Raw genomic sequence first — 24884 nt, forward strand, 5'->3', positions numbered from 1 at the left:
AGGATTTTTTATAAAATGCGGATCATAAGGAGTGAAAATGGTAGAAAATATAAATGAAAAGAAGTTATATTTTATATTAAATTTAGCTTTATCCCTTATAGTTTTTTTAAATTTATTTGTGGCAAAAAGGAGCTTAGATTTTTATCTATGCTTTATATCAATCTCATACATATCTATTATATTTATTGTTTATCTTTTTCAAAAAAATATATTTAAAAAAGTAGATAATTCGTTAAATTTAATTATAAATTTATTTGTGCTTCTTGGACTTACAATTATATATAGAATAAATCCAACGATGGCGTTTAAACAGTGCATATTATTTTTATTTGGATACATGGTTTATTTTATCGTTATGTTTTTTGTGAGGGATATGAATGAGTTTTTTAAGTTTAAATGGGTGTATTTTTGTTTAGCGCTTATATTTATGAGTATATCTTTTTTGTTTGGAAAGTACATAAATGGTTCGAAAAATTGGATTTCTTTATTTGGGATAACATTTCAACCATCTGAGTTTGGTAAAATTTTTATAATTTTATATCTATCTTCTGTGCTCAGAAATAATAGGGATAAGGTTGATAAATATATGGCTATATTCCTTATACTTTTTAGTTTGACTATTTTAACACTTCAGAGAGATTTGGGGACAGCTGTAATTGTATTTGTTTTGAGTATGCTTATGTATTATATAAGAACCTCTAAGTATAAATTTTTGATGTTTATAATTATATCAACTTTAATACTCGGGGTGCTTGCTTATATTAATTTTTCGCATGTTAGGGTTCGTATCCATGCTTGGTTAAATCCTGAAAGTGATCCTACTCGTACAACATATCAGGTACTACAAGGATTTTTTGCTATGGGATCAGGAGGATTTTTAGGAAGTGGATTATACAAAGGGAATTTAGAGCTTATACCTGTTAATTATACTGATTATATATTTGTGTCTATTGTGGAAGAACTTGGTATATTTACTGGATTATTAATTGTCTTCTTATATTTTTTATTCTTCGTTAAAGTTATGAAAAATAGTGTAAAGATGAAATCCAAAGATGAAAGTAAACTTATTATGATTGGGTTTAATGTAATAATTGCACTTCAGACTACAATTATTTTAGGAGGAGTTTTAAATTTAATACCTTTAACTGGAGTTACGTTACCATTTATAAGTTATGGAGGGAGTTCAATTATAAGTTTGTTTATTATGTTTGGGATTATGCAAAAAATATTAGAGGGGGATATTTGATGAATAAGAATTTGAAGATAATATCATTTATATTTTCATTTTTATTCTTGCTTATTATATCTTCTCTTATATATTTTTGGGTTTTTAAGTCTACATATTATGCAGAGCATGCATTAAATAAAAGATCATTTAATGAAAGGTTTAAATTTACTAGAGGTAGAATTTTAGATAGGGAAGGAAATGTTTTAGCTTATAGTGAGGAGAATGGACAAAAAAGGATTTATCCATATGGAGAGGCGTTATTTCATCCAATAGGATACGCGGATATTAAATATGGTATGTCTGGTATTGAAAATGAGATGGATGAGTATTTAAGAGAACCTAGAGGTTTTATAAGTGGAATTAAATCTTTTTTTGGTTATGAGGATACAAAGGGAAGTGATATTAAATTAACAATAAACAGTGAACTTCAAAGGTATGCATATGAAATTATTGGAGATAATAGGGGAGCTATTGTTGTTATGAATCCTAAAACTGGAGAAATTTATGCTCTTGTGAGTAAACCATCATTTGATCCAAATAATTTGAATGATATTTGGGAGGAGATTATGTCAAATGAGGATGCTCCATTATACAATAGAGCTATAAATGGAAAGTATCCACCAGGGTCTACTTTTAAAGTTTTAACATCATCTTTAGCTATAGAGAGTATTGATAATATACTTAATAGAAGATTTAAAGATCAAGGGTTTATTGATTTTAGTGATTCTAGTAGATTATATAATCAAAATGGTAAGGCGTTTGGAGAATTAAGTTTAAAAGATGCATTTATAAAATCTAGCAATGTTGTATTTGGAAATTTAGCCTTAGAGCTTGGAAATAATGAGCTTAAAAATTATGCTGAAAGATTTTATTTTAATAGGAATTTAAATTTAATGGGATTAAGTGTATCTAAAAGTTATTTTCCTAAATTAAATGAGAATGAGATTGGACTTATTGCTCAAACAGGAATTGGTCAAGGTCCAATATTGATAACTCCGATTAACCTTGCTTTAATATCAAGTACGATTGCAAATGATGGAATTATGATGAAGCCTTACATAGTGTCTGAAGTTTCAAATTCTTATGGTAATATTATAAATAAAAATGTGAAGAATATATTGTCAAAACCCATAAAGCGTAATACCTCATCTATTATATCCTCATATATGAGAGGTGTTGTTGAGAGCAATTTATCTCATATAAGTGAATTTTCAAATATTAAGGCGTGTGGTAAAACAGGAACTGCTGATTATAAAGATGGAGATGGTGATGGTATTCCTCATTCTTTGTTCATAGGTTTTGCTCCATATGATGATCCTAAGGTTTCTATATCGGTAATAGTTGAAGGTGGAGGAGAAGGTAGGGGAATTGCATCTGAGATTTCTTCTAAGGTAATGAAAAAGTCAATTGAATTAATTGGGTAATATATGAGTTTTGGGTGGTGTTCACGTTGTTTGATATAAAGTATAATATTAGTATTTTACCAGAATCTCCTGGTGTTTATATAATGAAAGATAAAGATGAGAATGTTATATATGTAGGTAAAGCTAAGAATTTAAGGAAAAGGGTTTCTCAATATTTTAGGAAAACTCAGAATCATTCAGAAAAGACAAGATCACTTGTGAAAAATATAATAGAATTTGAGTACATAGTAACCGAGAATGAAATAGAAGCATTGATATTAGAGGATAGTTTAATAAAGAAATATCAACCTAAGTATAATATTTTGCTAAAAGATGATAAAACATATCCATTTATAAAGATAACGATAAATGAAGATTTTCCGAGAGTGTTTTCAACAAAAAATTATATAAAAGATGGAAATTTATATTTTGGACCTTTTCCTTCCATAAATTCTGTTAATGAGATAATGTCGCTTATCCGAAGCTATTTTTTAGTAAGGAGCTGTAACATACATATAAAAGATGGAGTTAAATCGTGTAGACCATGTATTTATTATCAAACTAAGAAATGTAATGCTCCTTGTTATGGTCTTATATCTAAAGAAAAGTATGGTGAAATAATAAATGAAATTAGCGATATATTAAATGGTAAAAGTAAGGATTATATTTTGAATTTATTAAAAGAGCAAATGTTTAAACATTCTGAAAACTTGGAATATGAACAAGCGAGAGATATACGAGATAAAATAGAAGGAATAAAACTTATTTTTGAGAAGCAGAGTATTTTTTCTGGGGGAGAGAATTCTGAGGATTATATAAATATTTTTAGATATGATAATGAAGCATGTGTGCAGGTATTTTTTCTAAGGAATGGAAGAGTAGTTGGAAGAGAACATTTTGTATTTGAAAATATTATGGGTGATAATGATGAACATATAATTGAACAATTTATAAAGAGTTATTATGGGGGAACCGCTCAAATTCCAAGTTATATATATTCTCCAGAATTTTTAGATAAAGATAACATAGAAAAATGGATTAATATAAAGTCAAAGAGAAAAGTTTATTTTAAGACCCCAAAAGGTGGGGAGAAAAAAGAGCTTTTTGATTTAGTTAGAAAAAATGCAAGAGTTATGTTAGATAGGTTTAAAAAGAATAAATATTTATGCTCAGTTGATAGAGAAAGTGATTATTTAAATGAGCTTAAAGATATATTATGCATGAACTCTAAGATAGATAGAATTGAAGCTTATGATATTTCAAATATAAGTGGATTTGATTCAGTCGGGAGCATGGTTGTATTTAATAATGGAACGCCAAATAAAACTCAATATAGGAGATTTAAAATAAAGAGTGTACAAGGTCCTGATGATTATAAGAGTATGAAGGAAATAGTATCTAGGAGATTTGAACATGCTTTAAAAGAAATTAAGTGCATACAGGAAGGAGAGCTAGAGCATACTTATGGTAAGTTTTGCATATTTCCAGATTTGATATTAGTAGATGGTGGATGTGGACATATAAATGCTGTTGAGGAAGTGCTTAAAAGTTTTAATATAAACATAGCTGTTTGTGGCATGGTTAAAGATGATAAACACAGAACGAGAGGACTTATATATAAAAATCAAGAGTTAAATATCTCGAGCGAGCTTATTAAATTTATTACAAGGGTGCAAGATGAGGTACATAGATATGCCATAACTTATCATAGGAGTTTGAGAGATAAGAGGAGTTTAGGATCTATACTTGATGAGATACCTAATATTGGTAGTAAAAGAAGGAGGGACCTTTTGATGTATTTTAGTAGTGTTGAAGGTATTAAAAAAGCATCTATTGAGGATCTTTTAAAGGTTCCTAGTATGAACAGATCATCGAGTGAATCTATATTAAAATTTTTCAATAAGAGTAAGACTTAATTATAAGGGGAAATTCTGTATGTATGGTGATTATAAGGTTTTATTAGAACAATTAAAATTTATCTTATGTTCTGAAAATATAAAGATAGATGAATCAATGAAAAAGTATACGACGTTTAAATTAGGTGGAGCTTGTGATATTATGATTTTTCCATCAAGCGAAGAAGAACTTATAGAATCTATAAAATGTATTATAAAAAATAAGACTCCATATTTTGTGTTAGGACGTGGATCCAACCTTCTTGTTAAGGACAAGGGTATTAGAGGTGTTGTTGTTAATTTAACTAAGTTAAACAGGGTAAGTATAGAGAAAAATATAATAAGAGCTGAATCTGGGGCCAATTTATCAAATGTATCCATAATTGCAAAGGATAATTCTTTGTGTGGATTTTCTTTTGCTTGTGGAATACCTGGAACCATTGGTGGTGCTGTTAATATGAATGCAGGAGCATATGGTGGAGAAATGAGTCAAGTAGTAATTGGAGTTAAAGTTATTGATTTAAATGGAGAAGTATTTTATATACCAAGGGAAGAAATAGAGTTTGGATATAGAACAACTACAGTGATGGAAAGAAAATATATAGTTATAAGATGCGATATATCTTTGGAATATGGAAATAAAGAAGAAATTCATGATGAGATGAAAGATTTAATGCACAAAAGAAAAATGAAACAACCTATTGAGTATCCATCTGCAGGAAGTACTTTTAAACGTCCAGAGGGATATTTTGCAGGTAAGCTCATAGAAGATTGTGGATTTAGAGGATATATACACAAAAATGTAATGGTATCTGAAAAGCATTGTGGGTTTATTGTTACAAGAAATGAAAATGCTACAGCTAGTGAGGTTTTGGAACTTATCGATATAGTTAAAAATAGAGTATACGATAAATTTAATGTTATGTTAGATACGGAAGTTAGAATTATTGGAGAGGATTAAAATGGAAGTTATTATAGTTACAGGTCTTTCAGGGGCGGGGAAGACTCAAGTTATTAGAGAGTTTGAGGATTTAAATTATTTTTGTATTGACAATATGCCACCACAATTTGTACAAAAATTTGGTGAGTTGTGTAAACAAACAAATGGGAATGTTTCAAAACTTGCATTTGTTATAGATATACGTGGAAGGGAATTTTTTGATTATATAGATAATGTTTTAGAGTGGTTTGAAGAAAATTCTATAAACTATAAGATATTATTTTTAGATTGCTCAGACGAAATATTGATCAGAAGATTTAAGGAAACTAGAAGACTACATCCATTATCTTACGATGGTAAAATTTTAAATGGAATATTAAAAGAGAGGAAAAAACTAGAGTTTCTTAGGAAAAAAGCTAATTTAATTATGGATACTTCGAATTTGAAAGTACAGGAATTAAAAAAGAAAGTAAGAGATTTTATATGTGGAAATTATATAGATAGCGATTTTATAGTTCAAATAATTTCTTTTGGATATAAATATGGAATACCTTTAGAGTGCGATTTAACATTTGATGTTAGATTTATAGATAATCCTTTTTATATTGAGGAATTAAAAAAATTAACAGGTCTTGATAAAGAGGTTAAGGAGTTTGTTCTTAAAAATCCTGAATGTAGAGAATTTTTAGTAAAATTAGAAGATATTATAAAATTTTTATTACCCAATTATAAAAAAGAAGGTAAGAAACATTTGACAATTGGAATTGGGTGTACAGGAGGACAACATAGATCGGTTGCTGTATCAGAAGAGTTATATAATATTTTATATAACTATAGAAACTATAAAATAATTTTAGAGCATAAAGATATTATTAAAAATGTATAATTAAAACATAAAATTAGGAGATTTATTAAGGTGGAGTTATTTGATAAATTTTGCAATAATCCAAAAGTTGTAGTTATAGGAGGAGGTACAGGTATTCCGACAATTCTAAAAGGAATAAAAAAGTTTACTAAAAATATTACATCGGTAGTTACTGTTGCAGATGATGGTGGAGGATCTGGAATATTAAGAGATGAGTTGGGTATATTACCTCCTGGAGATATAAGAAATTGTTTGATAGCTCTTGCAAACACAGAACCTATAATGGAAGAACTCTTAAAATACAGATTTAGCGATGGGAATTTAAAGAACCAAAATTTTGGAAATTTATTTATAGCAGCTATGATAGGTATTACGAATAATTTTGAGAGTGCAGTGAAAGCTATGAGTGATGTTTTGGCTATAACAGGCAAGGTATTGCCTGTTACAAATGAGAACATAGTGCTTGAAGCTAAACTCCATAATGGAATTGTCGTAAGAGGAGAGTCAAAAATTCCTGAAGAAGTTATAAAGCACAATAGTCGAATTAAAGAGATATCTATAATACCTAGTGATGCAAAACCTATAGAAGATTGTATCGATGAGATATTGAATGCTGATGCAATTATTTTTGGACCAGGGAGTTTATATACAAGTATTTTACCTAATTTAAAGGTAAAAGAGATATGCGATTCCATAAATAAAAATAATGGGAAACATATTTATGTTTCAAATATTATGACGCAGCATGGTGAAACGGGAGGATATACATTATATGACCATGTTAAGAGTATATTTGATAATACAAATATTTTGAAACTAGATTATATTATTGTAAATAATGGTAAATTATCTAATGAATATGAAGATAGGTATAAAGTTAAAAATTCTGAGCTTGTATATTGTGATGATGAAAAATTTGAAGGTATGGATGTAAAAATAGTGAAGGATAATTTGATAAAGATAGAGAATGATTTTATAAGACACGATGAAGATAGGGTGTCTAGAATTATAATGAAGATTATTAATGATAATAATGAAATGTAATAAACAGGTGATAATTTGACTTTTTCATCTATTGTTAAAACTGAAATACTCGAGAATTGTTTTAAATCATATAAACAAGTAATTGGTGAAGTTATAGGTGTGATTTTAAGCACAAAATACGAGATGAAAGCTAATGAAATTATTTTTAGGATAGATAATCATCTTGTATTTGATCATTTGCAAAATATATTTAATATGATGGGAGGATTCGGATATAATTTAAATATATATAGTTTGAGTTCTAATATATACAAATTCAGGGATTATTATATATGTAAGCTGTTGAATTATTTAGATAGTAGGGATTTTAAAAATAGGATTAATCTTATTATTAATAATAAAATAATTGATGAAGTTTATTTTATTAGAGGATTATTTGTAATGTGTGGGAGTATTACTAATCCAAATAATAGCTATCATTTAGAATTTTGTGTTTATAATAATGATCTATCGTATTTCTTGGATTCATTATTAAATTATTTTGGAATTAGAAGCAAGATAATAAGTAGGAAAGACAGGTTTATTATATATGTTAAAGAATCAGAGAGTATATCTCAGTTTTTAAAAGTAATAGGCACTCATAGATCTGTTTTGGAGTTTGAAGATATTAGAGTAGTTAAGGAATACATTAATAATAAAAATAGGATTAAGAATTGTATTCAAGCAAATGAGGATAAATCTATAATAGCATCGGTAAGACAAGTTAGAGCTATTATGTATATTGATAAATATATTGGTTTGGATGGGTTGCCGGATAAACTTAGAGAAATCGCAAGGGTAAGATTGGAATATAAGGAAGTATCTCTTAGTGAACTTGGGAAATATTTGGATCCACCTATTGGGAAATCTGGAGTGCTACATAGATTAAATAAGATAGAGGAAATTTCTAAAGAATTAGAAGATAAATATGGTGTTTGAATTTTATTGTCAACTTGATTTTGGGGTGTAGTCATGGAAAAATTTAATATTACAGAGATAAGTTATAAAAATTATAATAGGTGTTTGAGAATTACAAATAATTTAATAGAAGTTATTGTTTTTATAGAAGATACTATACGGATTGTAAAGTATGGATATATAAATGGTAATAATCAATTTGAAGACGGTTTGATAGATAAGGATAGTAAAGAAATTATAGGTGGGCATAGTTTTAGTTATGTTCCACAGATAGATAAAAATGTTGATTTTATAGATAATCAAGGTATAACATATGAAACAATAGTAAATGGTGTTAGATTTATTCAAAATATAGAGAAATGGACTCAAATAAGAAGAGTGATTGAGATAATATTTGAGAAAAATTCTAGTAGAATTACTGTGATACATAAGATACTTTCTTTAAATGCATTTGATATAAACATAGCTATATGTTCAAATACTATAGTAAGAAATGGGGGAATAGAAGTTATTCCATTTGGGCGTGGGAGTAATAGAGATGTTCCTAATAAATCTCTGATTTTTTGGCCATACTCAAATCTTAAGGATTCTAGAGTATATCTTGGAGATAAGTATGTTGCTATGAAGGTTAATGAGAATATATACGACAGATTTAGAATGGGGATAAATACTGATTTAAAATATTTATTGTATTATAATAATAATGAAATGTTTATTAAAGAATTTAGTTTGATTGAGGGAGAGTATGAGTATCCAAATATGGGTTGTAAGTATGAATCGCTGATTACACCTAATTATTTAGAGATGAAGGTTAATTCTCCAATATATAGTTTAAGCACGAATAATTATATAATCCATACAGAAGTGTGGGATATTTACAGGGATATAAACTTAGATTTTATAGATAAATTTATAGATCAGTATAATAAATAAATTTTAAACCCTTTATTTAGTTTTAAATAAAGGGTTTTTCTGTATCAAAATTTAATTATGCCCATAACATAAAAACATCAATAAATTAAATTCTAATATATTAGGAGAAATATATGTGCGGAATAACAGGATTTTCCAATTTTAATAAAGATATAACAAGTGAATTTAACAATATAGTGATGATGAATGATTCTTTGTATCATAGAGGACCAGATGAATATGATTATTATAAACATAAAAATGTAGTTTTTGGACATAGGAGGTTATCTATAGTTGATCCTGATGGAGGCAAACAGCCAATGCAAAGGGTTGTTAATTTTCATAAGTATACAATTGTATATAATGGAGAAATTTATAACACTAATGAAATTAGAGATGATTTAATTGATAAAGGGTACAGGTTTTCTACTTATTCTGATACGGAAGTTGTTTTGATAAATTATATACACTATAAAGAAAATTGTGTGAGTAGGTTAAATGGAATATTTGCATTTTGTATTTTTGATGAGGATGAGAAATGTTTATTTATAGCTAGGGATCAGCTGGGGGTTAAACCTATTTTTTATAGTTTAAAAGGTGGATATTTGATTTTTGGATCCGAGATGAAGTCTTTATTAAAACATCCTAAGGTTAGTACTGATGTTTATCGTGAGGGTATACTTGATCTTTTAAGTTTAGGACCAAGCAGAAGTCCTGGAGAAGGTATATTTAGAGATATAAAAGAGGTTCCACCAGCACACTATTTATGTGTATATGAAGATAAAGTAATTCTTAAAGAATACTGGAATCTTGAATCAAAAGAGCATAACTTGACTCTTGAAGATACCAAAGAAAAATTATCTGTAATGCTTGAGAAGGTTATAAAGAATCAAATGGTATCAGATAGGGGTATTTTCTCTTTTTTGTCAGGAGGTATAGACTCATCTCTTATATCTGCTATAGTGTCTAAGGAGCTTAGAGAAAAAGGGGAGATTTTAGATACATTTACAGTAGATTATGTTGATTATGATAAGGATTTTAAAGGTAATGAGTTTGAGGTTACAAGTGATAAATATTTTGTTAAACTCGCTAATGAATCTATAAAATCAAATAATAGAATCATTACAATTAAGAATGAAGATTTATTTTATGCACTTGAGAGGGGACTTTATGCAAGTGATATTCCTTCTATGGCTGATATTGATATTTCCTTATATTTGTTTTGTAATGTGATTAAAAATTATGGAACTGTTGGATTGTCTGGTGAGTGTGCAGATGAAATATTTGGAGGATATCCTTGGTATTTAAATGATGAGGATTTAAAATTAAATAATTTCCCTTGGAATAGATTCTCAAACATAAGAAAAGAACTTTTTAATGATAAGATTAAAAGTTTAGATTTTGATTCTCATGTTGAAAATAGAATAAATGAAACACTTAAAAGTGTTCAATTTTTAGATAGCGATAGTGAGTTTGATAAAAAAATAAGGAAAATGACTACACTAAATGTAAAATGGTTTATGGTAACTTTATTGAATCGAAAAGATAGGATGAGTATGGCAAATAGTTTAGAGATAAGAGTTCCTTTCGCAGATAGAGAGCTTGTTGAGTTTTCCTATAACATTCCAGCTAAATTTAAATTTTTAAATGGGCGTGAAAAGGGGATATTAAGAGAGGCGAGCAGAAAATTTTTGCCATACTCTATAATTGATAGAAAGAAGAGTCCTTATCCTAAAACTCAGAGCAACATATATAGAGATCTTATTATGAAAGAATTATCGAGAATTTTAGATAATAAATCTAATCCTATTTTTGAAATTATAGATGAAAAAAGTGTAAGAAGGTTAATTGAAAGTAAAGGAGATTCTTATACAAAACCTTGGTTTGGTCAACTTATGAGAGGTCCACAGCTCATGGCTTATTTAATACAAATCAATATGTGGCTTAAAAAATATAATATAAATTTATATATATAGATTTATACCCAAATGAATTATTATTTTCATTTGGGTTTTTTAATTTTTATTAGATGTGGTAAAATTCAAGTATATATTATTATTTAATAAGGAAATTTAATATGAATGATTTTGTTCATTTACATGTACATTCAGAATTTAGTTTATTGGATTCTTCGTGCAAGATTAGGAATTTAGTTGAACGAGCGAAAGAACTTGACATGACGTCTATTGCTATAACAGATCATGGGGTTATGTATGGATGCTTAGAGTTTTATAAAGTGTGTAAAATGTATGGAATTAAACCAATAATTGGGTGTGAAATTTATGTTGCAAATAAATCTATGGATATAAAAAATCCTGATGTAGATAATTTTACTACTCATTTGGTTCTTCTTGTAAAAAATGAGATTGGATATAGAAATCTTTTGAAAATAGTTAGTGATTCTTTTATTCGTGGTTTTTATTATAAGCCGAGGGTTGATATTGAATATTTGAGAAATAATTCAGATGGTTTAATTGCTCTTAGTGCTTGTTTAAGTGGGGGGGTTTCTAAATATATTTTAAAAAATGATATAAATGGTGCGAAAAATTTAACACTTACATATAAAGAAATATTTAAGGATGATTTTTATTTAGAAATTCAAGATCATGGCATAGATGATCAAAAAAAAGTTAATAGTATGCTTTTAAAGTTTTCATCGGAACTTAATATAAAATATGTTGTGACAAATGATGTTCACTATATTAAAAAGGATGATGCAAGTGCTCATGATGTGCTCATTTGTATTCAAACGGGAAGCAATGTAGATGAAGAGAAAAGGATGAAATATCATGGAGATCAATTTTATTTAAAATCGAAAGAGGAGATGTATGATACATTCTTTAGTTATAAAGAAGGGCTTTTAAACACTCTTGAAATACGTGATAAGTGTAATTTTGAGTATAAATTCAATGAAAATATACCTCCTAAATATATTATGGATAATTCTCTTGATCCATTTGAGTATTTAAAAAGATTGTGTTATTTTGGGCTTATAAATAAATATGATGAATTTTCAAATGAGAGTGAATTATTTAAAAGTGAAGATATTTTAAATGATTATAAGTTCAAAGTTTTGAAAGAAGAAATTGATAAAAACATAAAATATGATAAGAAAAAATTATTAGATAGGGTTAATTATGAGCTTGATTTGATAAATTCTATGGGATTTGTTGATTATTTTTTAATTGTATGGGATTTTATGAAATTTTGTATGGAAAAATCTATACCTACGGGACCTGGGAGAGGTAGTGTTGCTGGATCTATTGTTGCGTATGTTCTTAATATAACAAAAGTTGATCCTATAAAATATGGATTAATATTTGAGAGATTTTTAAATCCTGAGAGGATTTCCATGCCTGATATAGACTCTGATTTTTGTAATGAGAGAAGAGAGGAGGTTATACGGTATGTGAGGGAGAAATATGGAGAAAATAACGTATCGAATATTATAACTTTTGGTACGATGGCAGCAAAGGCTTGCATTAGGGATGTAGGAAGAGCTATGAACTATTCTTATTCTGAAGTTGATAAGATAGCTAAGATGGTTCCTAATATGCTAAATATAACCATAGATTTAGCGCTTCTTTATAATAAAGAGTTAAATGATTTATATAACGAAGATATTAGAGTTAAGAAATTAATTGATATATCAAAGAGGCTTGAAGGACTTCCAAGACATACGTCTATTCATGCTGCGGGTGTTATTATAAGTCCGTATAAACTTATGGATTTAATACCTGTGAAAAAAGATGGAGATATGCTTGTAACACAATTTCCTATGTCAAACCTTGAGGAACTTGGACTACTTAAAATGGACTTTTTAGGTCTTAGAACTCTAACTGTTATAAATGATTGTATTAAGATTATTCATAAGAATAAAGGTACAAAGATAGATTTAGATAAAATTGATTTTGATGATCGAAATGTATTTAATATGATTGGAGAGGGAAAAACTTGTGGTGTTTTCCAGCTAGAATCATCAGGAATGACTAGCTTTATGAAGGATTTAAAACCAAGCTCTATTGAAGATATAATAGCAGGTATTAGTTTATATAGACCAGGACCTATGGATGAGATACCAAATTACATAAAAAATAAAAATAATATTAAAGGTATAAAATATTTAACAAAAGAACTTGAGGATATATTAAACGTTACATATGGAGTTATCGTTTATCAGGAACAAGTAATGGAGATTGTTCAAAAATTATCAGGATATTCTTTAGGAAGAAGCGATATTGTACGTCGTGCTATGGCTAAAAAAAAGCACGAGGAGATGGAAAAAGAGAGAAAGAAATTTGTATATGGAAATAAAGATGGGGATGAAATAATAAATGGATGTATAAATAATGGAATTGATGAGAAGGTCGCTCATAAAATTTTTGACCAAATGGTAGATTTTGCATCTTATGCATTTAATAAGAGTCATGCTGCGGCATATGCACTTATTGCGTATGAAACTGCATATTTAATGAGGTATTATAAATCTGAGTATATATGTGCGCTCCTAAATAGTGTTATAAATAATATGGACAAGGTTTGTTATTACATAAAATTTGGAGAAGGAATGAATATAAAGATTTTTCCTCCTTGTGTAAATAATAGTCATAATAAATTTATAGTTGATGGGGAAGATATATATTTTGGATTATCAGCTATTAAAAATTTAGGTGAAGGTGCATGTGAAAAAATTGTTTATTATAGAGAAAAATATGGAAAGTTTAAAGATGAGTATGATTTTTTAAAAGCTTGTGTGAAATGTTCAATTAATAAAAGAGGGATAGAGAGTATTATAAAATCAGGAGCTTTAGATGTCTTTAATGTTTCAAGATCTCACCTTCTTATGAATTTTGAAAAAATAATAGATGGAATGCAAAAAGAATTTCGGGAAAATTTAGAAGGTCAAATGGATTTATTTAGTTTGATAGAAGATGAAGAAAATAAATTATTTAAATTCAATAATTTAAATAACTGCGATATTTCTTATGATGATAGTGAAAAGAATCTTTTATTTGAAAAAGAGGTTTTAGGTATATACATTTCGGGACATCCTATACACAAGCACAAAGAAATCTTACATAAGGTTTGTACGAATTCTATTTCTGATTTTTATGATGACAATATGGAGATTAATGATGGGGATGAAGTTATAATAGGAGGATTAGTAAGAGAATTTAAGAAAATTATAACTAAAAATAATTCTATAATGTGTTTTTTATATATTGAAGATAAGTATTCTTCGATAGAATGTGTTGTGTTTCCGAAGATATATGGGAAACGTAGTTATTTAATAAATGATAATAATATTGTTATAATAAAAGGTGTATTCAAAAAAAATGGAGATGCATTTAATGTTATAGTAAATGAAATAATAGGGATTGAAGAGTACGATAGATTTAAACTTTATATTCTGTGCGATGGTTTAAAAGAGGTAACACATTCTTTTAACAAGGCTAAGGATATTTTAATTGGTAATAAGGGACATGTTGATGTTAATTTGTACTCTTTAGATAGAAAGAAAGTTTTTAGGGTAAATGATTATAGTGTTAATTTAAGTAATAGTCTTATTTGTGAATTGAACAAAGCTTTTTCACAGAAATTTGTGAAGGTGATTATTACTAAATAAATGTTTATATATTGGAGGTTTAATTATGATAAAAAAGATAGCGATATTAACAAGTGGTGGAGATGCTCCTGGAATGAACGCAGCTGTAAGATCAGTTGTGAGATATGCATTGAGTAGAGGTATAGAGGTTCTTGGTATACATAGAGGATACCATGGACTTTTACATGGTGAGATAGAATCTCTAACTAGAAAATCTGTTTCTGATATTATAGATAGGGGAGGAACTTTTTTAAAGACCGCAAGATGTCTTGAATTTAAGCAAGAAGAGGTTAGAGCTCAGGCATATGAAATATTAAAAAGTCATAATGTTGATGGACTTGTGGTTGTAGGTGGTGATGGATCATTTACAGGAGCACATTTATTATCAAAATTTGGTATGTCCACAGTAGGTATACCAGGGACTATAGATAATGATCTTCCTTATACAGATTATACAATTGGATTTGATACAGCGCTCAATACTATATTAGATGCTGTCAGAAAATTAAGGGATACATCCAGTTCTCATGAAAGAGTTAGTATTGTTGAAGTTATGGGAAGAAATTGTGGAGATTTAGCATTATATTCTGCTCTTGCAGGTGGTGCTGAGGCTGTAATTGTACCAGAATATCCGTTTAATCGTGAAGAATTATGCAATGTCATAGTGGAATCTAAGAAAAATAAAAAGCTTCATAGTTTAATAATTTTAGCAGAAGGAGCAGGCGAGGCTGAGGAACTTAGAAGGTATATACAACAAAAAATAGGACTTGATACTAGAGCTACAGTTCTTGGGCATATACAACGTGGAGGTATACCAACTGGTCGTGATAGAGTTTTAGCATCTGTAATGGGTAGAAAAGCTGTAGATACTCTTTTGAATAATGGAATTTGTGCAAAAGTTATAGGCGTTAGAGAAAATGAAGTATTTGATATGGATATAGAAGAAGCTTTAAAAGTTGAGAAAAAATTCAATAAAGATTTATATGATCTTGTTAATAAATTAGCTTAATTTAAAATTTGTGAGGTGTATTTCAGTGAGAAAGACAAAAATAGTGTGTACAATAGGTCCTGCTAGTGAAAAATACGAAATATTAAAAGAACTTATTGAAAAGGGTATGAATGTTATGAGACTTAATTTTTCTCATGGCGATTTTGAGGAACATGGAAGCAGAATAAAATTAGTTAGAGAAATTAGCGAAGAACTAAATAAAAATGTAGGAATAATGCTTGATACAAAAGGACCTGAAATTAGGACTAAGAAATTTGAAGGAAAGGTTTTACTAAATCAAGGAGAGGAATTTATTATATATACAAAAGAAGATGTGGTTGGAGATTCAACTAGATGCTCTGTTACTTATGAAGATCTTTATAAAGATGTAGAAGTTGGAGGGAAAATACTTATAGATGATGGTTTGGTAGCCCTTGAAATCAAAAACATAGAGGAAGGTAAGATAACTTGTGTTGTTTTAAATTCTGGAGAGGTTTCAAGTAATAAGGGAGTTAATTTACCAAAATCTAAGATAAAATTACCTGCACTTACGGATAAAGATAAGAAGGATTTGTTATTTGGTATAGAAAATGATGTTGAATATGTGGCAGCTTCTTTTATAAGAAAAGCGGATGATGTTATAAAAATTAGAGAATTTTTAAATTCAAACGGAGGAGACTTTATAAAAATAATATCTAAGATAGAGAATCAGGAAGGGCTTGATAATATAGATGAAATAATAGATAGCTCTGATGGAATAATGGTTGCTAGAGGTGATTTAGGAGTTGAGATTCCTATTGAAAATTTACCACATTGGCAAAAGTTAATTATAAAGAAATGTAATGATAAAGGAAAATTTGTTATAACTGCAACTCAAATGCTTGATTCTATGATAAGGAATCCAAGGCCTACGAGAGCTGAAGCTTCAGACGTTGCAAATGCTATACATGATGGTAGTGATGCTGTTATGTTAAGTGGGGAAACAGCAAATGGGAAATATCCTGTAGAATCTTATGAAATAATGGATAAAATTATAATTACAACTGAGCAAAGTTTGGATTATGAAGGAAAACTCCAAAGGAAATTATCAAAAATAGAGTATAAAGATGTTCCTAATACGATCGCATTATTTTCTTGTACTACGGCAAATGAAGTTGGTGCAAAAGCTATACTTGCCTGTACAAAATCAGGTGCTACAGCACAGTTTGTATCTAGATTTAGGCCGGAGTGTCCAATTATTTCTATAACACAAACTAAAAAAGTAGCGAGGATGTTATCGATTTATTGGGGGGTATATACTCAAACAATAAGTGAAACGATTGATAATACAGATATGTTAATCGATTTATCAGTAGATAAAGCGAAAAAAGAGTATAGTTTTAAAAATGGGGATTTAATAGTTGTTTCAGCGAGTGTTCCTGCAAATTTCAAGGGTCATACTAATATGCTCAAAGTTCATGAAGTTTAAAAATTTACTAAAAATTAATATATATATAATAAGAAATTAACAAATTATTTATTTGTTAGGTATATAGTAGTAAGATAGGTTTTACAAATTAAATGTATTTTTATTGGGTAAACTGATTCAAAAAAACATCAGTATCTTTTGATACTGATGTTTTTTTGGTTAAGGAGGAAAAGGTTTTAGGTATGGTAGATGTTGGTAATAAGTACATAGTAAAAATTGAGGGTTATGATAGTCAGGGAAATGGTGTTTCACACATAGATAATTTGGTTGTTTTTATACCTAATACTATAGAGGGAGAGATTGTTGAAGTATGTATAGATAAGGTAAGTAAAAATTTTTTAAGAGGTAAGGTAATTGAATTGCTTTCTGTATCTGAATCGAGAGTGCTACCTGTATGCAGTATATATGAGAAGTGTGGCGGATGTAATGTTCAACACATGAATTATAGAGAGCAAGTTAGATTTAAGGAAAATAAAATAATAAATACGCTTGAGAAAATAGGGAATATAGAAGGCGTTAAGATAGAAAAGTTTTATGGAATGTCTATTCCGTATGAATATAGAAATAAGGTACAGGTTCCGTTTGGATTAAGTGATCTTGGAGTTAAGGCTGGTTTTTATGAAAAAAATACTCACAATATTATAAATATGGATTTTTGCAATATACAATTTCGTGAAGGAAGCGATATTGTTAATGAAACTCGTGAATACATAAAGAAAAATAATATAAAGCCTTATGATGAGAGTGTTCATAATAAAAAGGGTTGTGATTATGGACTTGTAAGACATTTACTCATACGAAAAGGATATAACACGAATGAAATTATGATTGTAATTGTGCTAACAAAAGATGATCAAGAATTTCTAAATGGATATGTAGAGTTTATATTAAGTAAATTTAAAGATATAAAAACAATAGTAGTTAATGTGAATGATGAAATAACAAATGTTATCCTTGGGAAATACGAGAGGGTATTATATGGAGATGGATATATAAGAGATAAAATAAATGATTTTGTATTTAGAATTCAGAGTAAATCATTTTTTCAGGTTAATACAAAACAAGCTGAGAAATTGTATTTAGCAGCTATTGAAATGTGTGATTTAAAATTTGGGGATACGCTTTTGGATGCTTATTGTGGGATTGGAACTATAGGAATATGTGCAAGTAGGAAAATAAAACAGGTTTATGGTATAGAAGAAGTTAAAGAGAGTATAGTTGATGCTAATGAAAATAAGCGTATAAACAATATTAAAAATATAGAGTTTATAGAAGGTAAAGTTGAAGAAGAAATATTTAATTTAGTAAATAGTGGAGTTAATATAAGTGCTGTTGTTTTAGATCCTCCAAGGAAGGGTGTAAAGGAAAATGTTTTACATAAGCTTAGAAGTATTAATTGTAAAAAAATAGTTTATATATCTTGTGATGTGGCAACTCTCTCGAGAGATGCGAAAATACTCACATCTCTTGGATATAAAGTCGATAAAGTTAGAGGTGTTGATATGTTTTGTCAAACTTATCATGTTGAAACTATAGTTAGATTCACTTTGTAAATATAGTTGAGATTGCATGTAAAGTGTGTTAACATTATTAACGAATTGTAAATTAATTTACTATAGTTTAAGTTTAATTTTGAGGAAAAAGATGGAATCAAAAAATAGAAATGGGTTTAAAAAGTTTGGCAGAAAAATTTTAGCTTTATCGATGTTTGCTGGAGTATCTTTTTGTGCGTTTGGGAGTAACGAAGCAAATGCTATAAATCCACCAAGACCTACAAATCCTGGAAAACCATTGGGGGGGACTTCCCCTAGTAACTCTTTAGGATCACCGTCAGGTAGAGTAAATTCTTCTGGAACAGGAAATTTTGGTCTTGATTTTTCTACGATAAATGTACCAGGTGGAGGTAATATTGGACCTTATGGTCGACTTAATAATCCTGAGTTGCTTGGATGGAAATTAGGAGAAAGATTGCAAAATTTTATAATTAAGCAATAATTATTATAAAATAGTAGGGTATTTTATAATTTACATATAGAATTTTAAATTAAGGGAGATATTTTTCTCTCTTAATTTTTTATTTGAAGGTGAAATGTGTTTTAATACAATATTTTCTATTTGTAAAAAAATTTATTTAAGGTAATAATAAGATAAAGGTAATAGTTTAGATAAGTTAATAATTTTGAAAGGTAGAAGTATGGGATATGGATAGAAAAAATTGTGATGATGTGAATATAAACGTAGAAGATTACAGTACTGATAAATTATTAGATTTTTTAAATGAGAGTGATACATATTTTATAAAGGATAATAATAGCGGAATTATTGGAAATAAAAAAACCGGTGTTATGATAGATAAGAGGACAGGTCAGAAAATTTATGATAATAAAGAGGGTTTTGAAGTTAAAAATTGTTCAGATAATATAAAGTATGATTTTTTAGATTATACGGCTTCTATAAAAATGCTTAATATTTCTGATTTGAAAAATTTTAAAGATAATTTAAATGAAAATTTAAATAAAAATGAAAAAGATACGGATACAAGTAAGCATGCTTCCCCTAAAGATACTAAGGAAAAGGTTAATTTTAATAGAGATAATTTAAAGAAATTATTATTAAATAAAGTAAAAAAAGTTAATGTCAAAGATGAGGATAATTCTAAAAAATTAGATATTCAGGAAATTGAAAGTAAGGTAAATGAATTAAATAATTTTAGTTTTAATGAAGAGAAGATTTCAGATGATCATAAAGAAGATGAAAAATTGATAAGTAATGATTTAAGTGATGAGGAGCTACTTAAGAAAATAAATTCTAAATTTAGTAATGCTGAGAATGAAATTTCAGATGTTAAAGTTCAAAATTCACCTTTGGATGATTATAATTTTTATTCCTTTGAGGAGTTTGAAAACCAAAATTCTCATGAGAAAATTTCTGATGGAGTTGTAGAAGTTAAAAGTGAGAAAAAAGAAGTTAGTGAGCTTGATAAATTTAAGAGCATTATGGATTTTGAAGATTATCTGATGATTATGAAAAGCGATGAAGAAATTTTAAAATCTCCGTTCTCAGATGAAAAAATCGAAGCTCCTAAGGTTGTTGTTAATGAAGATCCTGAAGGAGATTCATTTAATCCATTTGATACATTGTTTGAGGTTGAGGAAATTGAAAATCATTATGTAAATAATGAAAATACAATTGAAGAGGGAATGATTCCTGAGCTCAATTTAAATGAAACTATGAGTAAAAAGGTAAGCATAAGAGAAGTAATCAAAAATAAGCAGAAGAAGAAGCAAGATAAGAAGGAGATGCAGGAGAGGTTATTCTTTGAAACATTAGATGAAAGAATAGATCAGTTTAAGAACTTTAAGGAAAATAATTTAGATTCACAAGCAATCTTAAATGCTATTAATATGGATTTAAATAAAATAAACTCTGCAATTAAAGTTGAATTTAATAGTTTAAGCAAGAAAAGGAATGCAAGATCAAAAGATAGATCACAGAAGAAGGTTTTAAATTCTAAAGATGATAAATTTTCACTTCAAAATTTGCTTGAGGAGATTTATGAAGAAAAAGGCGATGAAGCTAAGGGTATTGATACAAATGAGTTAGATATAGATGCTATAAAAAAGGATTTAGCTAATAATGAGAACACAAAACAAATAGTAAATTAAAAATTGGGTTTAAATTTGTATAAATATTTACTATAATAGTTTTAATGCTAAAAATGAGAGGACCAGTTTATGGGAAAATATAAAGATGATAAAGAAAATATTTTTGATAAAAATGAATTTTATAAAGATGAAGATGAAAATGAAGATGATGAAGATGAATTGGTTGATGAATATGCCTACCTTTTAGAGGATGAAAAAGAGGATAATACTAGTTATGAAAAACAACCTCTACCTAAGAGGGCTAAAAATAGAAGGCATAGAGGTAGGCTTTTATCGACTATTTTAGAGTGGTTTATAACAATAGTTGCCGCTTTGTTGATATCTTTTTTAATAAACAAATTTTTGATATTTAAAGTTTATATACCTTCAGAGTCTATGTATCCGACTTTAATGGTTAAGGATCAATTGTTTGTAACTAAGATGTATAACAAGGATTCGATATCACGTGGAGATGTACTTGTATTTTATTCAGAAGAATTCAAGGAGTTGCTCATAAAGAGGGTTATAGGGCTTCCTGGAGATGATATAGTTGTTAAAGCGTCTGGGGAAGTGATTGTAAATGGGGAAGTACTTAAAGAAGATTATGTTGTTCAAAAAGATGAGACTGCTATATTTGATTTAAATTTTAAAGTTCCTGATAATGAGTATTTCTTCCTTGGAGATAACAGGGCGAATTCTTTAGATAGTAGGTATTGGAATGATCCTTATATAAGTTTTGAGGATATACGAGGAGAGGCAAGGATTATTGTTTATCCATTTAATAGGATTAGGTTATTGAGATAATTTTTGGTCGTTCTTTTAAATTGTGCCTTAAGAAGGTATAATTAGAAGAACGATTTTATTTTTTAAAGAGGTGGATTTTAGGGGTATGGATGTAAAATTAGATTATGAAATTGAGAAGAAATATTTAGATAATGTACTTGGTTATTTAAATGATAAGTTAAGTGAGTATGTAGAAAATAGAAAAAATATATCAGATTCTATTGTTGATTATAGGAAGAAATTTATAGAGGAATATAGAGATGATGATGATAAAATAATAGATTACTTCGATCATGAAAATTATAAGAATGAACAGATATTTATGCTTGTTGAAAAAAAGATCAAGGAGATACTCTATCTAAAAAAAACTCCTTACTTTGGGAAGATTGTTATAAGTGAGGATGGGGAAGAGGAAAAATTTTATATAGGATCTTATGGATTTGATATTGGATTAGAACTCCCTTTAATAATTGATTGGAGAGCACCTATGGCTTCTTTATTTTATCAAGGGAGGATCGGAGAACTTAGCTATAAGATACCATCTGGAGAGGAGATTTGTGTTTCTTTAAATGAGAGAATACAATTTTTGATTAGAGATGGTAAAATAATTTCGATGTTTGATTCGGATATAGATATTAAGGATGAATTTTTAAAAGAGATGCTATCTTTAAAATCCTCAAATAAATTAAAAAATATAGTTCAAACTATTCAGGTTAACCAAGATAAAATAATAAGGGAAGATAGAAACAAATCAATTGTGATAAATGGTGTAGCAGGAAGTGGGAAAACTTCTGTAGCACTTCATAGAATAGCTTATCTTTTATATAATTTTAGAGATTATTTTGAAGATAGAGTTCTAATATTGTGTCCAAATAAAATTTTTATGGAATATATATCTGCAGTTCTTCCATCTCTTGGAGAATATGGAGGAGTACATAGTTATACAAGTGAAGATTTTATTTACTTAAGCACTGGTGGAAATTTAAATTTTAATTCTTATGATTCTCATATGGAAAAGATATTAAATGATAAAGAATATCTAGATGAATTCAAATTTAAGGGAAGTTATGAGATGAAGTGTGAGATAGATAAATTTATCTCATATGTTGAGGAGAATATAAATCTCGGAGGAGATATTTATTTTAGAGATGAACTTATTATAAATTATGAAGAGTTAAATAGATTATTTTACGAATCTTTTAAGAGTCGTTCTATAGATGTAAGAATAAATCTGATAAAAAAGAGAATATTTGATAAGATAAATAAAGTTAGAAACACATTTGTGCGTCAAATAAAGGATAAGTATAAGAGCATGAATACCGATTCGGATATGGAAAATTATTATGATATGCTTATGAGAAATGAAATATATGATGTGGTAAGAGATAGTAGTGATATAAAATCATCGTTGCATTATTTGAAATTAGAATCACCCTATGAATTATATAGAGAATTTTATGAGAGTTATTTTTCAAAGGATTTGGTTAATTTAGATTTTGGGGATTTAATACTTATAAAATATATAGATATTAATATTTATAGACCTAAGAAAGATCGTGAATATAGACTTGTTGTAATTGATGAAGGTCAAGATTTTTCGTATATGTTTTATCAAGTTATAAAGATGTATACTGAGTCACCATCTTATTTAATAGTTGGAGATTTAAATCAAAGCATTATAAAATTTGAGGATAATTTTACTCATAGCACTCGTATATTTGAAAATAAAAAAGATTTTGAAATGCTTGATTCTTATAGATCGACTAAAAATATAATCGATTATTCTTTGAAATATTTAAATGATCGAATTTCTGTAAATTCAATAAGAGATGGGGAAGATGTTACATATTTTGAATGTGAGTATGATGATATAAAGAAAATATTGATTGAAGCTATAAATAATTTAAAATCCAAGAATATAGGGATAATTGTTTTAGATAAAAGAATGATAAATAAAGTACATGATATGATAAAATCTAATTTTTATATAAAGACGATTACAGATGAGGATCATGTTTATAGTGATAATGGAATATTTTTGACTACTGTATATTTTTCAAAGGGACTTGAGTTTGATTCTGTTATAGTTATTGATTCAGGGTTTGAGGATAATATTTTATATATAATGCTAACAAGAGCAATGCATGATGCTATTCATATAAAGATAAAAAATGTAATACCTTAGAGTATTACATTTTTTATTGTATTATCTATTAAATTTATAAATTTATCTTTAACAATACAATCTTTAAAATGATTATTTAATATGAGGTGTTTATCTTTAATTTCCTTACATATTAGATTAAAAATTTTAAGATGATTGTTAAGCTCTTTTTTCATAGATAGTAGTTCTTCGTTTTTAAAATCTACGAGAAAATCTTTATCGTGTATTTGAATTCCTGGTATTTTATCATTAAATAATATGTTATTTGAAATTATGCATAAGTTTAAACTTGGGACTTTTATGTGATCTATTGAGTTATCTAGAGAGTTTTTATAAATCTCATAACATAGATTTAAATTATTTGATTTGTTTAGTATCTCATCGATTAATAAATTTTTAAATATAGAGAAGTTGTCATTTAATATAAATAATTTGTTTTCCAGGGAGGGTAATTGACTTGAAAATGATTTAAAACCATTTATCCCACTTGATGAAATTAAAAACTCTAAATTAGTTTTGTTATTTTCATATTGTATATTTTTAAATGTATTATTTAATAATTCATCTTTAAAATTTTGAAGTTTATTTATATTCAGATATTTTGAGAGGGTTTTGGATATTAGTTTAAACATAGTATATATTTTATTTATCCACTCATTTAGAGTTATTAATAAAATCTCAAAATCTTCTTTTGTTTTTATTATATTGTAATTTTCCTTGTAATTAACAAATGAGTCTAGTTCAAGTAAATGAGCATCTTTACTTATAAAATTTGAAGTGCTTATCGATACATTTAAATCGGGAAGAATAATTTTGCATATGTGATTATTTATTAGTTTATCGTATAAATATAATTTTGGTGTTTTAAGATTATAGAGTTTATGGGAAATTATATTTAGAGATATATTTTTAATGTGATTATTTTTTGATTTTAAGTAAATTTTATTTTCATAATTGTCGCTTAAATTATTCAAGAATGATCTGTTTACATAGAATGTCAAGATATGATACCTCTTATAAAATTAATTACAATATTATAATAGTAAAT

General features: G+C 27.7%; 18 protein-coding genes. 17 read left to right on the forward strand and 1 reads right to left on the reverse strand.

Annotated features, from left to right (window positions below):
- The first annotated feature begins 37 nt into the window (after window positions 1-37).
- The 17 genes from RATSFB_RS00450 (at window position 38) to RATSFB_RS00530 (ending at window position 23857) form a co-directional block, all read left to right on the forward strand.
- Window positions 38-1246 carry an FtsW/RodA/SpoVE family cell cycle protein gene (locus RATSFB_RS00450; protein ID WP_014094100.1) on the forward strand — a complete coding sequence of 403 codons (1209 nt, stop codon included), beginning with the start codon at window positions 38-40 and terminating at the stop codon, window positions 1244-1246.
- Window positions 1246-2652: a peptidoglycan D,D-transpeptidase FtsI family protein gene (locus RATSFB_RS00455; protein WP_014094101.1), complete on the forward strand. Its 1407-nt coding sequence runs from the start codon at window positions 1246-1248 to the stop codon at window positions 2650-2652. Before RATSFB_RS00450 ends, RATSFB_RS00455 begins: the two co-directional genes overlap by 1 nt.
- 26 nt (window positions 2653-2678) lie before the next feature.
- Entirely contained in the window at window positions 2679-4547 is a 1869-nt protein-coding gene (gene uvrC / locus RATSFB_RS00460) for an excinuclease ABC subunit UvrC (protein WP_044035450.1), read from the forward strand.
- 19 nt (window positions 4548-4566) lie between these two features.
- Entirely contained in the window at window positions 4567-5487 is a 921-nt protein-coding gene (gene murB, locus RATSFB_RS00465; protein WP_014094103.1) for a UDP-N-acetylmuramate dehydrogenase, read from the forward strand.
- A gap of 1 nt (window position 5488) precedes the next feature.
- Window positions 5489-6352, forward strand: coding sequence for an RNase adapter RapZ (rapZ, locus tag RATSFB_RS00470; protein ID WP_014094104.1), 864 nt, complete (start codon window positions 5489-5491; stop codon window positions 6350-6352).
- 30 nt (window positions 6353-6382) lie between these two features.
- The gene (locus RATSFB_RS00475; RefSeq protein WP_014094105.1) at window positions 6383-7375 is read left to right on the forward strand and encodes a gluconeogenesis factor YvcK family protein; all 993 of its coding nucleotides are present in this window, start codon (window positions 6383-6385) and stop codon (window positions 7373-7375) included.
- A 15-nt stretch (window positions 7376-7390) separates the two neighbouring features.
- Window positions 7391-8293 (forward strand): DNA-binding protein WhiA, encoded by a 903-nt coding sequence (whiA, locus tag RATSFB_RS00480; RefSeq protein ID WP_014094106.1) that lies wholly within the window; start codon window positions 7391-7393, stop codon window positions 8291-8293.
- A 33-nt stretch (window positions 8294-8326) separates the two neighbouring features.
- Window positions 8327-9205, forward strand: a complete 879-nt coding sequence (locus RATSFB_RS00485) for a hypothetical protein (RefSeq protein WP_014094107.1) — start codon at window positions 8327-8329, stop codon at window positions 9203-9205.
- A 113-nt stretch (window positions 9206-9318) separates the two neighbouring features.
- Window positions 9319-11160, forward strand: coding sequence for an asparagine synthase (glutamine-hydrolyzing) (asnB, locus tag RATSFB_RS00490; protein WP_014094108.1), 1842 nt, complete (start codon window positions 9319-9321; stop codon window positions 11158-11160).
- Between the two features lie 101 nt (window positions 11161-11261).
- Entirely contained in the window at window positions 11262-14810 is a 3549-nt protein-coding gene (locus tag RATSFB_RS00495; RefSeq protein ID WP_014094109.1) for a DNA polymerase III subunit alpha, read from the forward strand.
- Between the two features lie 28 nt (window positions 14811-14838).
- Window positions 14839-15798, forward strand: a complete 960-nt coding sequence (pfkA, locus tag RATSFB_RS00500) for a 6-phosphofructokinase (protein ID WP_044035611.1) — start codon at window positions 14839-14841, stop codon at window positions 15796-15798.
- A 25-nt stretch (window positions 15799-15823) separates the two neighbouring features.
- Window positions 15824-17245 (forward strand): pyruvate kinase, encoded by a 1422-nt coding sequence (gene pyk, locus RATSFB_RS00505; RefSeq protein WP_014094111.1) that lies wholly within the window; start codon window positions 15824-15826, stop codon window positions 17243-17245.
- Between the two features lie 182 nt (window positions 17246-17427).
- Window positions 17428-18798, forward strand: a complete 1371-nt coding sequence (gene rlmD, locus RATSFB_RS00510) for a 23S rRNA (uracil(1939)-C(5))-methyltransferase RlmD (protein ID WP_014094112.1) — start codon at window positions 17428-17430, stop codon at window positions 18796-18798.
- Between the two features lie 91 nt (window positions 18799-18889).
- Window positions 18890-19240, forward strand: coding sequence for a hypothetical protein (locus RATSFB_RS00515; RefSeq protein ID WP_014094113.1), 351 nt, complete (start codon window positions 18890-18892; stop codon window positions 19238-19240).
- Between the two features lie 206 nt (window positions 19241-19446).
- Window positions 19447-20910, forward strand: coding sequence for a hypothetical protein (locus RATSFB_RS00520; protein ID WP_014094114.1), 1464 nt, complete (start codon window positions 19447-19449; stop codon window positions 20908-20910).
- Between the two features lie 69 nt (window positions 20911-20979).
- The gene (gene lepB / locus RATSFB_RS00525; RefSeq protein WP_014094115.1) at window positions 20980-21693 is read left to right on the forward strand and encodes a signal peptidase I; all 714 of its coding nucleotides are present in this window, start codon (window positions 20980-20982) and stop codon (window positions 21691-21693) included.
- Between the two features lie 85 nt (window positions 21694-21778).
- Window positions 21779-23857: a HelD family protein gene (locus RATSFB_RS00530; RefSeq protein ID WP_044035451.1), complete on the forward strand. Its 2079-nt coding sequence runs from the start codon at window positions 21779-21781 to the stop codon at window positions 23855-23857.
- Here the strand turns inward: RATSFB_RS00530 and RATSFB_RS00535 are convergent.
- A complete protein-coding gene (locus RATSFB_RS00535) occupies window positions 23854-24837 on the reverse strand; it encodes a hypothetical protein (protein ID WP_014094117.1) in 984 nt (327 codons plus the stop codon). The two genes, RATSFB_RS00530 and RATSFB_RS00535, sit on opposite strands and share 4 nt — an antisense overlap.
- Between the last annotated feature and the right edge of the window lie 47 nt (window positions 24838-24884).

It is taken from the genome of Candidatus Arthromitus sp. SFB-rat-Yit (genome assembly GCF_000283555.1).
Taxonomy (GTDB): domain Bacteria; phylum Bacillota; class Clostridia; order Clostridiales; family Clostridiaceae; genus Dwaynesavagella.